General features: G+C 50.7%; 8 protein-coding genes. 6 read left to right on the top strand and 2 right to left on the bottom strand.

Annotated elements, in window-relative coordinates:
- Window positions 1-1,058, bottom strand: a 1,058-nt coding sequence (locus tag E7Z62_08590; protein ID MBE6523158.1) for an IS110 family transposase, incomplete at its 3' end; no start/stop codon positions are given.
- Between the two features lie 467 nt (window positions 1,059-1,525).
- Here E7Z62_08590 and E7Z62_08585 point away from each other — a divergent pair.
- The 6 genes from E7Z62_08585 to E7Z62_08560 all read left to right on the top strand — a co-directional run bounded on the left by E7Z62_08585 (window position 1,526) and on the right by E7Z62_08560 (window position 14,231).
- Window positions 1,526-1,858 (top strand): hypothetical protein, encoded by a 333-nt coding sequence (locus tag E7Z62_08585; protein ID MBE6523157.1) that lies wholly within the window; start codon window positions 1,526-1,528, stop codon window positions 1,856-1,858.
- Entirely contained in the window at window positions 1,807-2,019 is a 213-nt protein-coding gene (locus tag E7Z62_08580; GenBank protein ID MBE6523156.1) for a hypothetical protein, read from the top strand. The genes E7Z62_08585 and E7Z62_08580 overlap by 52 nt, the downstream gene beginning before the upstream one ends.
- 269 nt (window positions 2,020-2,288) lie before the next feature.
- Window positions 2,289-6,563, top strand: coding sequence for a hypothetical protein (locus E7Z62_08575; GenBank protein ID MBE6523155.1), 4,275 nt, complete (start codon window positions 2,289-2,291; stop codon window positions 6,561-6,563).
- A gap of 233 nt (window positions 6,564-6,796) precedes the next feature.
- Entirely contained in the window at window positions 6,797-8,503 is a 1,707-nt protein-coding gene (locus E7Z62_08570; protein MBE6523154.1) for a cation:proton antiporter, read from the top strand.
- A 516-nt stretch (window positions 8,504-9,019) separates the two neighbouring features.
- Window positions 9,020-9,565, top strand: coding sequence for a TetR/AcrR family transcriptional regulator (locus tag E7Z62_08565; protein ID MBE6523153.1), 546 nt, complete (start codon window positions 9,020-9,022; stop codon window positions 9,563-9,565).
- A gap of 208 nt (window positions 9,566-9,773) precedes the next feature.
- Entirely contained in the window at window positions 9,774-14,231 is a 4,458-nt protein-coding gene (locus E7Z62_08560; GenBank protein MBE6523152.1) for a leucine-rich repeat domain-containing protein, read from the top strand.
- A gap of 91 nt (window positions 14,232-14,322) precedes the next feature.
- Here the strand turns inward: E7Z62_08560 and E7Z62_08555 are convergent, their stop codons facing one another.
- A complete protein-coding gene (locus tag E7Z62_08555; GenBank protein ID MBE6523151.1) occupies window positions 14,323-15,447 on the bottom strand; it encodes a hypothetical protein in 1,125 nt (374 codons plus the stop codon).
- Window positions 15,448-15,602 lie beyond the last annotated feature (155 nt).

Raw genomic sequence — 15,602 nt, 5'->3', positions numbered from 1 at the left:
GAACGAACGACTGTGAGCAATTTGCGGGCGCATGCTATGAGCGCCTCGTTGTGGGCCTTCCCGTTCTTCCTCAGACGCTTGAACATCTGGGTGACGACGGAGTCGGGCACCTTCATGATGTGCACCCAGACGGCCTGCTTCAGCAGGCGCCTGGCCTCATCGTCGCCGCGATGGGTCGTGGCGCAGTTGGGGGAGCTCTCTGCGGAATCCCTCTGTTTCGGGACCACCCCGAAGCTGGCCGTGAACTGGTTGGCGGTCCGGAATCTGCCGATGTCCATTATCATCGATGAGAGGTATGCCGCTGTCACCTTCCCGAATCCGGGGATGGTGAGCAGCAGCTCGTACATCCTGATGCCGTCGAACATGGTCTCCATCGCCTTCACTTCAAGGGCGACCCGCTTCTTGAGGGTCTCCGCCTCGGAGACGAAGATCCTGAGGTAGATGTCGTTCTTTCTCCTCATCTCCTCCATGGCCTTGGGGGAGAAGATGTCGCTGTACTCTCTGGACAGTCTGATGCCGTGCAGGAGCAGATGCGACCTGGTCCTCCTCTTCAGGTCGGCCAGGTGCGATTTCTCCTTGAACACGGTCCTACAGACCTCCCTCCTCATCATCCACTCGTGCGAGGGCATGATGCATTCTGCGAACTCGTCCTCCCCGTGCAGTCTCCTGCGCATATAGAAAGCGAGCTCCATGGAGTCGTTGTTGTCGTTCTTCTTCACCGATTTGGTGATACGGTACAGGTCCCTGGCCTGGGCCACGGTCACGTGGCAGCCCAGGTTGGTCAGGACCCAATAGGTATCGAAGGTCTTGGTGGAGTTCTCTATCAGGACATGTATCTCATGCCCTTCCAGGGCATGGGCGATGTCGTACATGTCCTCGGGTTCCGATGGTTGGGAACGGTGGTCCCTGTTGAACCTCTCGAGCGTCTCCTGTTCTTCCAGCGTCGGCTGTCCTTCGCCGGCGTAGACGGCGAAGCAGACGGCCGTCCTCTTGTGCAGATCCATTCCTATGGCTACGCGCATGTCTCTCTTCTCTCCTGCCAACAAAACAACAGGCATGGGAAGAACCCAAATACTCGGAGGTCGATGCAAAATCGACCTCCGTTTGTTTTGTGTAGCAATTAAACATACGCGGGTCACCTTTTCATTCTAACGCTTTCCTATCCCAATCGTCAATCAGCCCGGAGGGCTGCTTCCCGAGGGTCGGCGCAACCGACCCATGGTCACTTTTGATTGGGGCAGTGTTCTTCTATCCAGATCCCTAAATTCCTGATTCCACTCATTTCAGCACTTTTCCGGTATCTATCCACCTTATTACTTCAGTATGACCTGCAAAGGGAATATTCGCTTGCATATCGCACAACACGAGGTTGCTTATTGATTTTGGATAGGTAAGGAAACTAGTTCTCAAAGCCAATCAGTTTATGGCTTGCCGTTTGGATCGGTAACTGCTAGGATGGTAACCGATGGCACAGATCACATCTCGTTGTGCTCCCTGTTTTCTAAGTAAAGAATGTTACGCAACCATGGCGAAGATACCGAACGCGACGATCCTCATCGCAGTGTTGGCAGTCGCTGCGGTCGCAGTCTGTGCAGTCGTGTATTTGGCTGATGACCAAGATTCCAAGATCACGACCAAAGTCCTTGGTCCTGGGCCCTATGAGGGGTATTATCTAGATGTCACGCTGAAGGATTTCGAGAGTATCGGTATCGTCCCCGGCGAGAACATCAAGGCGATGAAGCACGCCACGGTATACGGCATCGGATTCACGGGCGGCACGGACATCTCCTGCATGAGCTGGGCCACGTGCTCACCGTATCGGAGGCAACGGACCTCGATGGTTTCCTGGACGACATAGTCAAGCACAGGAACACAGTCGTAGGTCTTGAGAAGCAGGTCCCGATGAAGTTCGTGATGGCGATGGCCAGTCTGTCGCGCATAAGTACGCATCTCCCCTCGTCGATGGTCAGGAAATTGCAGCTGATCAGGTATCACGGGACCAAGAACTGTCCTGAATGACGATCCTGCTTGTCAGGGGGACCTCTTTCAGAGTTCGGCGATATGATTTGACGAACATTTTGCTATCGGGGCGTGCGCCTTTTGTTTAGCTACATTGGATTTCAATGAGTCCTCATGTCCACTAAGTTGAAGGGAACATTCCAAAAAGACCATTTGGTGTCTCAGAAATCATCATGTATTTTGGGCATGGATGTATGTTCCAACACAGACCAGCTACCTGAACGCTTGTTCAGGCCATCTTTATATTTGTTAACAGAACATATGTACCTATGAGCGAATTTAAGAATGATATAATCGACATTAGACGTTTACGTCTGATGATCATAATGGTTGCCGTAGCCTTGATAGGAGCGGCATTCATAACAGTGGGATTTACAGACGATGGTGTATCTGCAGATCCTTCATCTGTTTCTGTTTCGACCAAAGAACAATTGGTAGATGCTATAAATAACGCAGTTGATGGCCAGGTGATAATCGTCACTGCCGACATAGAGATCGATACGACGCTACACATAAAGAGTAAGATCACACTGACTGCACAATCTCCGGTCACGATCAGTGCATCTGACAGCTTTGTAGAGGCTCAGATTTTGGAATATAATTCGACAACCAACTATGTGGCCAATCCAGGAATGATATACGTAGACGGAAACGATGGCAAGGGATCGTTGACTCTCGGCGAGAACACGAATTCGCCTCTCCTTACCATCGATGGCAAGGGGAAGGCCAGGGTTATTTACAACACGAGGCAGGGTGGCGACAGTTCCTTCAACTCTTTGATTATCTATTCGGCTAAGATAACAGGAGGCCATCACGATAGGAATGGAGGAGGAATTTTTAACACGCACGGAGCAGGATTCGAGATGTATGGCGGAGAGGTCTCCGGAAATACGCTGAATACTGCTCGTGTCGGATATGAAACGATGAAGTATTCAACAGATGTCTGGAATGGATCTGGAGCACGTCTCTACGTTCATGGCGGAAGCATAGGTTGTGTACTGCAGAACACACTACCAGGTAACGATTCATACGTCAGATTAGACGGAACCGGACATATAGGCACAGTATATGTGGTTTATAATAACACAGGACGTGCCTCAACCTTCTATTATGACGGAGGTACCGTCGACCATGTTCTGCTGAGTTCGAAGAACAATTTGGGAGTTCCCGAATCTTTCACTCATATGGAAGTCTATGATCCTCAACCGGGCAATGTTTACAAGCCGAGTACATACGAGGCTGTAGAGAATTTGAGTACCGGAGCGAAATACAATTCCATTTACGATGCCGTGGAGGAAGCCCAGAGCGGTGACAAGATAAAGATCTTGGTCAACATCATATTGGGCAGCACTCTGATCATAAACAAGGAGATCACACTGGTTTCTGATTCTCCAAAGACGATCAAGGCCGCAGATGATTTCAGGGAGTGGCTGAAAACTCATTCAATTCCCAACACCGTGGTTTATTACCCCGGAATGATATTCATCGACGGTTCCAGCTCGGCAACAACGCAGCTGATACTGGGCGAGAGCACGTCTTCGCCCATTCTCACCATCGATGCGAACGGTAAGTGCAGAGTGATTAATAACGAGACGAGGGGAGGAACTGTAGGCTATCATATATCGCTCACAATCAATTCAGCCAAGATCACGAACGGAATGCTGCCTGACAGAGGGGCCGGTGTCTTCAACTCATATATGGGGCAATTCGTCATGAACGGCGGGGAGATATCAGGCAATAATCTGTCTGGTCCCGAAACTCGCTACAAGTATGCGACCGATGTCTTCAACGGATCCGGTGCAGAGGGCTGGATCAACGGCGGTACAATCGGTTCTCTATTCCAGCATTCGACTGAGGGAGGACAAAAGAAGGGCAAGATCACCATCAATGGGGGCATTATCGATTCAGCTTACCTCGATTATCCATACGGCGATGCACTTTCCACACTCGTATACAACAGCGGAACACTCGGCAAATTAATGATGGAGACATCGAACAACGGGGGAACTTTCGACCCACGTCCGTCCAATATACTGGACAACCCTTCCTTTGGTGAGTACCACAGCGGAGATGTGGTTCTGCTTCTCGAAACGGGTCGCGTCACCGGATACGGAAGCATCCAGGATGCACATGATGCTGCCGATGACAGTAAGAATGTCCTTATGCTTCTGATGGACTCCGTCTTGCCCGAGCCTCTGCGCGTGACGAAGACCATAACTTTGAAGGGAGGTTTCACAATAACTCCTGCCATCAACGATGCGTTCTTGAACGATGGCGCCATGATACTATCCAATCAAGGAGCGATAAATATCCCGACCCTTACGCTCGCTGGACCCACAATCGACGGTAAAGGGATGTATAGGTGTGTACTCTCTCTATCTGCAAATCTCGTACTGGAAAGTGGCCTTATTACCAACGGACGCACTGAATCCAACAGTATTTATGAATGCTACGGGGCAGGGATTTCGTTGTATAATTCGACCTTCAAAATGCTCGGAGGATGCGTTGAAGGAAATAATAACGACGTGATGAGTGACGGATATTTCCAGTACACTGCAGATATCTTTGCCTTCGCCAGCGATTTAACCATCAGCGGCGGGACAGTAGGTTATATGGCTGGAAAATCCACGGCCGATGTTGGGACCTCTTTCTTTGTCTCAGGTGACAACACCCGTATCGGGACCCTTCTTCTGACCAGCGACACGAATGGCGCTACAGGAGGAATCTATCGTGCTGCTATGACCTATTCGAGCGCGACGGATGCGTCTAGGCCATCCGTAGGGCTGCTCTTAGACCATGTATCGAAGAAGGTATCGGAGACTCCAGGAGATGAGCGCAAGGTTGTGTACAGCATCTCTGAAATGGAGAACGGTAACACCTACTACGGAGGTGTGTCGACCGTCGAATGGTTCAACGGAGATGACCTCTTGGAAACCGATGAACCCGTTCAATTCAAGCAAGCTCCCAAATACGACGGAAACGACCCTGTTAGGGATTTAGTCGGAACAACCGGATACGAGTTCGTCGGGTGGCATACAGATAAGCAGGCGGATATCAACTCTCAGGATCTGATCCTTAAGGAGAATCTGCAATCCGTGGAAATCACCAACAATACAACATATTACGCCATATTCAAGGAGATCGCGACCTACGCCATCGATGGAAACATCGTCGATGGAAGTATCGAAACAGACCTGGGTAGGGCGTTGCATCACAAGGAGATAAAGATAAAGATATTGCCTGACGCAGACCATGTTCTGCCTGCCAGTGTGACGGTGTCCGTGGGTAACAGGACACTCTCCGATACCGACTTCGGTTATTCATCCGGCATCATAACCATACACGAAGGGGTCGTGGACGGCGATATAGTTGTCACGGCAGCATGTCCCCTTGACCGCATAGGCATAGACATTCACATCATCGACGAGGGACTATCCGGCGTGAGGTACAAGGTGAACAACGGGGACTATGTGACCGAAACTGCATCCTTCAATTTCGAAGTCGACATCGGGTCGGAGTTGATCCTGGAGGTACTCATGAAGGACGGATATGTCTTCTCGAAGTGGGCCAACGCGTCAGGAAGCGGAAGTCAAGACAATCCTTACGAGATCAGCAACATCAGGGCAAGCATCGAGCTGTTCCCGCAGACCAAGGTTGATGCCGTACATACAATCACCTTCCTCGGTAACGGAGGAAGCCCTGCACAGACTGTCGTGGAGACAGATGAGAACGGTAGACTGTCATCTCTCCCTGAAGTGGTCCGTGACGGTTACACCTTCGTGAAGTGGAAGGAGGTCGAGACAGGCAACGATGTGACGGAATCCTACGTGTTCGAGTACGATGCAAAGGTAGAGGCGGTATGGGAACTGAACTCCGAGCCTTCTCCCGGTCCGAACCCTAAGCCGAATCCCGAGCCTTCTCCCGGTCCGAACCCTAAGCCAACTCCAAAGCCTCAGATCATCACGGTGACGATCATCTTTGAAGCGACGGAGGGAGGACAGGTCGATCATGAAAGGATCAAGGTTCCGCTGAATTCAAAGCTGGTCGTCAACGGCGATGCTCTGATTATCGGTTCCGGAGCCAATATGCTGACCGTGAAGGCTTCGGCTTCCACAGGGTTCATGTTCGCTTCTTGGTCGACCGAGGACTGCAACCTGATGTCCAATATGGTCATAACCGCTGAATTCAAGGCGATAACCATGATAGGTATCGCTGTGGAGGAGGCCCCGATCAAGATGACGTACACAGAGGGCGAGACGTTCGATCCGAGCGGACTGGTCATCCTTGCAGGCTTTGACAACATGTCATCGCATAGCATCGGTCATGACGGCAACGAGGAGCTGTTCACTTTCAGTGTGGCTCCGCACACCCCTCTGACGGCGGATCACACCACCGTTACGGTGTATTTCAACGGGCACTCTGCAGAACTGCTCATATCGGTGCTGTCAGAAGAAGACTTCAATTTGCTGATAATAATCCTGGTCGTCATCGCGATTGCTATGGTCGCCGCAGTGAGCTTCTACCTGGTAAGGAGATCCTTCTGAGGCGTATCAAGGACAGTCAAACTATTTCCGGGGCATCTGCCCCGGTACAGTATCTTCGATAGGATTAAGTCCAGTTAATGTGTAGAGCAGTCAATGATAGCCTCAGCATCTGCTCTGCACAACACATGACGATTCCATGTCATCACGCATCGCTAGTCGAGTGGGGTTGAGCATATGAAGTGATACTGAAGGTTGGGGGATGCAGCATATGGGCGGGAGGAGGATTCTGATTAATGGACGAGACAGCTTTAATCACAAGCATGGCAGTCCTTCTCCTGCTCGCTGCCGTATGCTCGTTGGTCTCCAACAGACTGAAGCTCCCTCCCCTGATAGGCTACCTCATAGCCGGCATAATCATCGCCAACGTTTGGAGCGTTGATGAAACATCGCAGATCATAGTTGAAGTATTGTCGGATATGGGGTTGATCGTACTGATGTTCTGCATCGGGATGGAGATCAATCTCAAGAAGATTCGGAAGCAGGGCCTATTTGCGATCATCGTCGCATTGGTACAGCTCCCGTCCATGGTGCTGGGCGGTGTGGTCGCAGGTACCATGTTAGGTCTGGATATGGTCCAGAGTCTTTGTCTCGGAGGCATAATATCGGGATCCAGTACGGCGGTAGTCATGGCCGTTCTCAAGACACAGAACCGTCTGGACAAGGACCATATCGATACGATCGTCCTCATAACGATAATGGAGGACATCGGACAGGTCATAATACTGTCATTGCTGACCCCCATGATGTCAGGGAATGAATTGGATTCCGTCGGTCTGGCGGTGATGGTCCTCAGCATCATGGCGGTCATGGTGGTAAGCGTTGTGGCTGGAGTGAGACTCGTCCCTCGTTTCATGAATTGGATCTCCGACAACGTGTCTTTCGAGGTTTTGCTTATCCTATCGCTTGGGATGGCATTCGGAATGGCATTGCTGGCCAACATAGTGGGTCTGTCCGTAGCCATCGGGGCGTTCCTCATGGGTATGATGATTTCCCCCAGCAGGAGCAACAAGCAGCTGAATCATAATTTCGAGCCTATGAAGAATGTCCTGATGTCGATGTTCTTCATTTCCGTGGGTATGGAGATCTCCCTGAATCAGCTGTTGGACAATGTGCCTTCCATAATCGGACTGTATTTGCTCTATGCGCTTCTGAAATCAGGGACAGTCTTCCTAGGATACTGGCTGGGAGGAGAGACGCCGCGTAACGGGTTCATTTCGGCGATAAGTCTCGTGGCGATGGGGGAATTCGCCTTCATCATCGCTAAGCAGGCATTGGACCAGGGCGTTGTAGACGAAGGGTTCTACACAACGGTTATAGGTGCCGCATTGGTCTCGATGATAATCCTCCCCATGATAACCAGGTCTTCGGATAGGATATGGGATAGGATGGTGGGTGCCTGTCCGGCCGGTGCATTGGACGCTTTGAGAAGAGTGAACGGTTCTCGCGACTCCCTGTATCACGGGATCTCAATGTCCTCCAGGAGGACCAAGAAAGAGTTCAGGAGGCTGATGGTCATGAATTACATATTCCTGCTCCTGATAATCCTGATCGAGATACTCTTCGTCTTGATCAATCCCGCATTGGCCGAATCGGCAGAGAGGCATATAGGGGGAACGGCCGTGTTGTGGAGCATCGGGATGCTTCTCATCAACCTCATCAGCATATATCTGCCCATATACATGATAGTGAGCAATCTCAGGAAGGCCGCCGATATGGGGGACCATTCTCCAGAAGTCAGAAAGAGCACTGAAAGAAGGCTCACGATAACAGACATGTTCACGATGTCCAGTACAACCATGGTCAGCGCGATGGTGGCGATCATCGTTCTGATCCTGGTCCCCAACAACCTGGGGATGCTGGAGCACATAGTCGTTCTGGTGCTGGCGCTGGCCGGGCTTTTCGTATACAACCGCAGAAGGCTGCAGAGCGCAATCAGATGATCGGGAAGGACAGACCCGTCCCGCGAGGACGAACAGACGTCACTGAACAACTGGACAGCTCTCGGCTTTATACGTCCATGGTATTGGGAGAACATTCACGGGTCGGGTATCGGTGCCCTTTTGACTGCGGGGCAATGTATATACAGCAAATTCGGCAAGATCACCATCTCAATGGATCGAGTGCAACCGACCCGTGAATATCTAGACATCATGATTCTCATTCGAGGGGTAATGCAATCCGTGCAGATCATCAATGCGATGCTATTGGCATCTGGCGGAACGTAATCTGTATGCTTGGCTGCCGCTAAAGATCAGCACTGTACAGGCGTTCAGGTTGTTATTAAATACTGTTAATAATTTGACCGGGGTAAACGATTTCATGCAATCTGATCCCATCTAGTTATGGTCGGGACACAGATTGGCGATCGTATAATGGGTTAAACGACCTAGAGGGGGAAAAGGACGATATGATGGTGTTCGGAGGCGTTGCTCACGAGTAAGAAACACGAGATACTGATGGCTACAATCAAGCTGTATCACGAGAAGGGAGATTCCCTTTCTCTGGATGCTGTAGCCAAAGGAGCGGATTGCAGTAAGACTCTGATCGTCCATTATTATGAGAACAGGGCAAATCTTCTGAAGAGTTGCTTCAAGATGGTCTGTGACGAGGTGACTGCTGCATTCAAGACCATCGACCCTCCGGAAGGAACGGACAAGGAGGCCTTGAAACAATATCTGACGGACCTTTGGAAAGTGTATTTCAACTATCTCAAGGACAATCCTCTGAAGGCCCGTTTCTACATAGAATACACGCACAGCCCTGCGAATCTGCCTCCGCAGTACAAGACTCCGGAAGGGATGATAATGCTGGCCCTGAACGAGAACTTCCAGCACCTGGTAGAGGATGATCCTCATCTGATGTTCGACATAGAATACATGGTCGCGATGGCCAACGGGATGGCGGCTTTCGTGTTCTCAGAGAAGACGGAGCCGTCGGATGAACTGACGGAAAGGTGTTCCCATATCATAATGAACGGTGTGGTATCGGTCAATAAGCGGTGAGAGCAATGGAAAGCAGGCGGAATATCGGTTCAGTGTCAATAATGGAAAACAGGAGGCATGTGGTCGTCTGAGTCCTACTGCACGAATTGTTTAAAATCCCATATACATAAATAATGACTAACAGTACATTGTTATTATATATTAACAGGTTTAAAATTGGTAAGGAGAGATTAATACGGGGGGAGCATCAGGTATCGTTAGAACGCCATTGATGGCTTTGATTTTTTTGATGTTGATGTTATCAGCCACTATTGTAGTGCTGAACGGTGCAGAAAATACCGTGTTCGCGGATACAGAATCTGAACTGTACTATGATTTTGACGAAGCGACCGGTGAAGCGACCTTAAACAGAAACAACCGCTATGTCAACATAGAACATGTAGTCATACCGGAGACGGTAGTGAGTCCCAATGGGGTGACCTGCACCGTGGTCGCGATAGCAGAGAAGGCATTCGGGAATGTCGACGGCTTCATGCACAATGAATCCATAGTCAGTGTCACAATCCCTTCGACGGTCAAGACCATAGGCCAATACGCGTTCGGAAGATGTTCCTCTCTGACCTCCGTACATCTGTCTGAAGGTCTGGAGACAATAGACAAATTCGCTTTCTGGAAGACTTCCGTTGAGAATCTGATCATTCCCGAATCTGTGACCTTCATGGGGCAGAGCATATGCGAGGAATGCCACTATCTGGAGACCGTTGAAGCGAGGTCGACCGCTCCGCTCGGAGATTTTGCCTTCAAGAACTGTTATTCTCTGGAGTCGGCCACCATTCATTCTGCCGGGACAGGCAGATCTGCCTTCGGCGGCTGCACATCCTTGAAAAATGTAGTCATGATGGACGGATTAACAGTACTGGGGGATTTTGTTTTCAATGGGGATCAAGACCTCTATCGTATCGAATTCCCCGACACTCTTACCACGATGCCTTCCAACATATTCAACTATACTAGTACGGAGTCGTCTGGGCAGATGTTCCACTTCTTTGATGAGAACGATCAGGAATTGGCATTGACCGTCGAAAATATGAAGGGTAAGGTGTGGCAGAAGTTCGGAGATAGGTTCATGCAGGTCACGCGGCTGATGCTGGATGGGAACGGCGGAACTCTGACATGCGTGGCAGACCAGTATATACGTGTCAAAGATCCTGTAACAATAACCAATCCTACGCGTTCAGGATATATCTTCGGCGGATGGGATCCAGCTATTCCTGCAACAATGCCCTCTACGAATGTATCGTCCAAGGCCATATGGAAGGTAGAGGTCCCTACTCCGTACACAGAACCATTCATATTTGACAATACGACTCGTACAGCGCTTCATAATAATCTCACATACACTGTCTCAGGCGAAGTGAGCGGCAAGGATGCGAAGAAGTATACTGCGACCGCGACACTGACCAATCCTGAGAACAGTCAGTGGGCGGACGGATGGTCTTCGGCAAGCAGAACTATAGAATGGGAGATTAAGCCCAAACAGGTCACGGTCGAGGCAGATATCACGATAGGTAAACAGGTCGGAGCAGCGGATCCGGACTTCAGGAATGCCGTTTCGGTCGAAGGCATCGTTCCGGGCGATAGTTTTGAACCTGTGTTCACAGTGTCCTGCCCGCACCCAGAATGCAAAGGGACATATGAGATTGTAGTAACCGGAGCCAGGTATCAGGGCAACTATGATATCTCCTTCCATAGTGGAAACGTGTTTCTCATCGAGGCGCATGAGATCCACAAACCGGTTGCCAAAACGGGGCTGGTGTATGACGGAAATGAGCACTGGGGAACAGAACCTGGGGTAGGTTATGATCTGACCGGTGAGTTCAAGGGTACAAACTCCACTACAGTTACCGGCCATTCTTACAAAGCGACCGCGACCCTCAAAACAGGTTATCAGTGGATCGAATCTCCAGAGGAACGCGATCCTTTGATTATTGAGTGGACCATTGCCCAGAAACCCGTGACTGTAAAGTCTGTAATTCCAATAAGCAAGTCTTATCTATCAGGGGATCCGGATCTGAAAACATCGATAGTCATTGAAGGGTTGATCGGCAGTGATGCTATTGAATATAATATAAGTCGTGAAGCAGGCGAAAATGTTGGCAAGTATACGATCGATGTGTCTGGAAACTCGAGTCAAGGGAATTACAAAATTACTTTCTATGATGGCGTAAAATTGTTCTCTATAGTGAGCAATGTCATTGAAAAACCAGTAGCACGTACTGGTCTGGTGTACAACGGGTTGCTCCAAATTGGAGTCCCGGCAGGAGTCGGATATACGCTGTCCGGTGAGTTCAAGGGTACAAATGCTACTGAATTCGTTGGTCATACCTACAAAGCGAATGTGACCATCGAGGACGGTTATGAGTGGAGCGATTCTCCGACTGAACGTGACCCCTTCATCATAGAATGGTCCATTGCCCAGAAGCCTGTCGATGTCATAGTGAAACACAGGGTGGTGAAGGAAGTCGGCGCGTCAGATCCTGCTAATTTTGATGCTTCCGTTGTTGTCGAAGGAACCCTCGGTACTGATACGGTGAGTTTCACAACATCCCGTGCAGACGGGGAGGTTATCGGAGACTACTTGATAACTGTCGCTGGTGACACGAGTCAGGGGAATTACACTGTAACGTTCCAAAGTGCTGAGAAGTTCTACATCGAAGGAGAGAAGATCCCTCGCCCTGTGGCCAAGACCGGATTGATATACAATGGTCATGAGCAGATTGGTGTGGCAGAGCTTCCGGAGGCATATACGATCACGGGAAACCGTGCGACTGATGCTACCAGGGCGACTCCTTATACGGCAACAGTCACGATCAAGGTCGGATATGAGTGGGAAACCACCTCTAGTCGTGATCCATACAACATTGACTGGACAATAGCTCCTTTGGATATCAGGGTCAGGGCAGACAAAGAATTGGTCAAAAATGTCTGGGATACCGATCCTGATTTCAATGACTCCGTGACCGTCCACGGTCTCGTCAACAATTTTGCCGTGAGCTATCAGGCGGCATGCACCCACGAGGAGGCTATAGGCGAATACGACATAACGGTCACAGGTGCTGCAGAACAAGGAAACTACAATGTCACATTCTACCCGGGGCACCATATGTTCACTATCAAAGGTACAGTCATCGATAAGCCTGCACCCGTTCAAGTGACATACGACTCCACTGTGAAAACAGGTGTACCGTCGGGTACCGGGTATACCATAACTGGCAATACAAGCACCGATGCGACCAGAGGGCAGCAAAATGTCGCAACAGCAAACCTCGATGTCGGATTCGAATGGACAGGATCCCCTGGTGTCCGCGAATGTCATATTCCATGGGAGATCTATCCTGCCAAATTGGTCGTGAGGGCGAACAACCAAGTGGTCCAGGTAGGAGAACCTGCGCAGCCATTCACTGTATCGTTCGAAGGCTTCAAGGGGACCGATGACATTTCGGTGTTAACACAGAACTCCCCTACATTCACATGCAGTTACACTGCCGGCTCTCCTGCCGGGGATTACGATATAATCCTCGGCGGAACGTTCTCGGCCAAAAACTACGATTTCATCCTGGAGGATGGGGAGATCAACTGCGGGGACATCAAGATCGATAAGCCCCTGCCCATACACGGTCTGGCGTATGCAGGTCATCCATTGATAGCGATAACCGACAGCTACGGATTCACCGTCACAGGCAACGAAGCGACACTTCCTGGCGACTATATCGCAGTGATCACACCCAAGGCGGGCTACAGCTGGTCCGATAACACGACTGGTCCTTTCGAGCTGCCCTGGACGATCTCAAAGGCATCGCTCACCATCATCGCGGACGATCAGGAGGTATATGTGGGAGACCCTGCCGGACCCTACACCGTGACAGCGAACGGATTCGTAGACGGAGAGGGGATGAGCGATCTGGACGGAACGCTACTGATTGAGTGCAGCTACACCACCTCGTCACCTGCAGGTAAGTATCCCATAGTTCCGAGCGGAGTCAGTTCTGACAACTACGACATCAAATTCGAGAATGGTACGCTGACAGCGACCAACCACGATCCTAGACCAAAACCGGTGCCGGTCATACCTGTCACCGTAACGTTCGGTTCGACGGCCGGCGGGCATGTCAGCGCTGATTCGATGACCGTACCTTTGAATTCCAAAGTGTCCTTGAACGGCAGCATGCTGATCATAGGCAGCGGCTCCAGCGCGAAGGTCGTTAAAGCGATCGCGGATGCAGGATATGCATTCGACTCCTGGTCGGTCGAAGACGGTCAACACATCTTGAAGGATACGGACATAACAGCTTCGTTCAAGACGGTCACCATCAGCGATGTCGCCGTATGGGAAACCCCCGATAAGGTCACCTATGCAGAAGGGGATATGTTCGAACCGAAAGGAATGAAGATCATGGTGACGTACAACGACGGATCCGCGGCAATCGTGGGATACGAAGGCAGTGAGTCCGAATTCTCCTTCAGTCCATCCTTGGACACTCCTCTGAAACCGAGCGATATCAAGGTGTCCATGACATATGGAGGACATACGACCGAGATCTCCATAACTGTGACGGGTATGGAAGGTGAGCCATTCCCCGTGGCCGCCATCGTTCTGATTATCGCCATCGTGGCAGTGATCGGTATCATAGGTTTGGTATATTCTCGGACCCACCGCAATAACTGATTGAAACTTGACCATGCGGCCCCTTTACAAGGGCGCCGCATGGTCAATCCTTTAGCATATACGTTAGAAGGGTCTGAAAGCAGGAAGCTGTTCAGTTGAACTGCGACAGCCACTCATGCATCTTATCCTCTGTCCCTTTGTGGACCGGATTCTTGGAGATTCTCGCATACTGCTTCTTGACGTTCAGGATGCTGTTGCCGTCGTCGACCTCTCTGAATATATGGTTCACACCCTCCGGAGCGTAGCATTCCACATTGGGGAGGTCACGCAGTCTGTCCAGCGATCTGTAATCAGCGGACAGGTCCTTGGTCCCCGTGATAGCGAGGACTGGTCTTCTATAGGCTTTCAGTTTGGCCACCATGTCCTCCGAATCGTACGCACCATGCTCCCTGATCCATTTGGCATTGATGATACCGCCCTTGATGAACACCTTGTCCTTGTTGCTGGCGGAACATTTGGCGAACATACCATCGACCTTTGCGTTGTTCTTCTCCGGATCCCCGAATTTGCGCATCAGGATGCCTTTAACGCCCTTCATGTTACGCGCCTCATCCGCAAGCTCTGCGTTCTGATAGTGAAGGGCATCCTTCATGCTCATCCCGGCGGCTCCCATAATCATAAGACCAGCGGTTTCCTCTCTGTCAGAAAGAACGGTTGCGATCATCCCGCCCTCACTGTGTCCGAAGACCACAACCCTGGCGGCATCCACATACGGAAGGGATTTAGCATACCTTATCACGGATACGGCATCGTTCACAAGATCCTCGAAGCCGTACAGAGGCCTCTTCCCGCCGCTCTCGTGGGTCCCGCGTTTGTCATAGCGGATTGTCACGAAGCCCCATTCTGCGAATTTCCAGGCAAAGCTCTTGTACATATCGGTATGGAATCCTCTTCCGTTGCCGTCGCGGTCCATGCTGCCCGTTCCCATTATCAGGATTATAGCAGGCTTCTTCCCCTCGAAATCGGATGCAGCTATTGTCGCACCCAGACGGACCTCTCCCTCTATGAAGACCCTCTCTTCTGCAATGTTCATTCTTTCACCTCCTTCATGATAGGCGCTGATACGATCGAGATGCTCCTCTGTCTTCCTCCATCCTCCAACCCCTGGTATTTTTCCAGTAGCTGCTTGTAATCCATGAAGAACTGGGCGAACCTCTCGTCCGAGAGGCGGAGTATGATCGTCCTCAGACTGAGCATGTCGCGGGCAGGGTCGCATCCACCGGCCGAACTGTAATCTCTGAAATTCCCATAAAGGGACATCAGGAACAGATATGCCGTATCGGCGATGTCCAAGGGCATCTTCGAGGCCCAGACCTCCTCATCGAGGGCCAGGGTCCTTTCGGTCGTGCCCCTGACCTTCCTCTCCTCCTC

The sequence above is a fragment of the Thermoplasmata archaeon genome (assembly GCA_015063285.1).
In the GTDB taxonomy this organism is placed as follows: domain Archaea; phylum Thermoplasmatota; class Thermoplasmata; order Methanomassiliicoccales; family Methanomethylophilaceae; genus Methanoprimaticola.
This window is presented reverse-complemented; position numbering and strand designations above follow the sequence as displayed.

Coding starts and splice junctions, on each gene's coding strand:
- E7Z62_08585 (MBE6523157.1), top strand. CDS start 1,526: ATGGCGAAGATACCGAACGCGACGATCCTCATCGCAGTGTTGGCAGTC.
- E7Z62_08570 (MBE6523154.1), top strand. CDS start 6,797: ATGGACGAGACAGCTTTAATCACAAGCATGGCAGTCCTTCTCCTGCTC.
- E7Z62_08565 (MBE6523153.1), top strand. CDS start 9,020: ATGGCTACAATCAAGCTGTATCACGAGAAGGGAGATTCCCTTTCTCTG.
- E7Z62_08555 (MBE6523151.1), bottom strand. CDS start 15,447: ATGCGACCCTGCCCGCGACATGCTCAGTCTGAGGACGATCATACTCCG.
- E7Z62_08575 (MBE6523155.1), top strand. CDS start 2,289: ATGAGCGAATTTAAGAATGATATAATCGACATTAGACGTTTACGTCTG.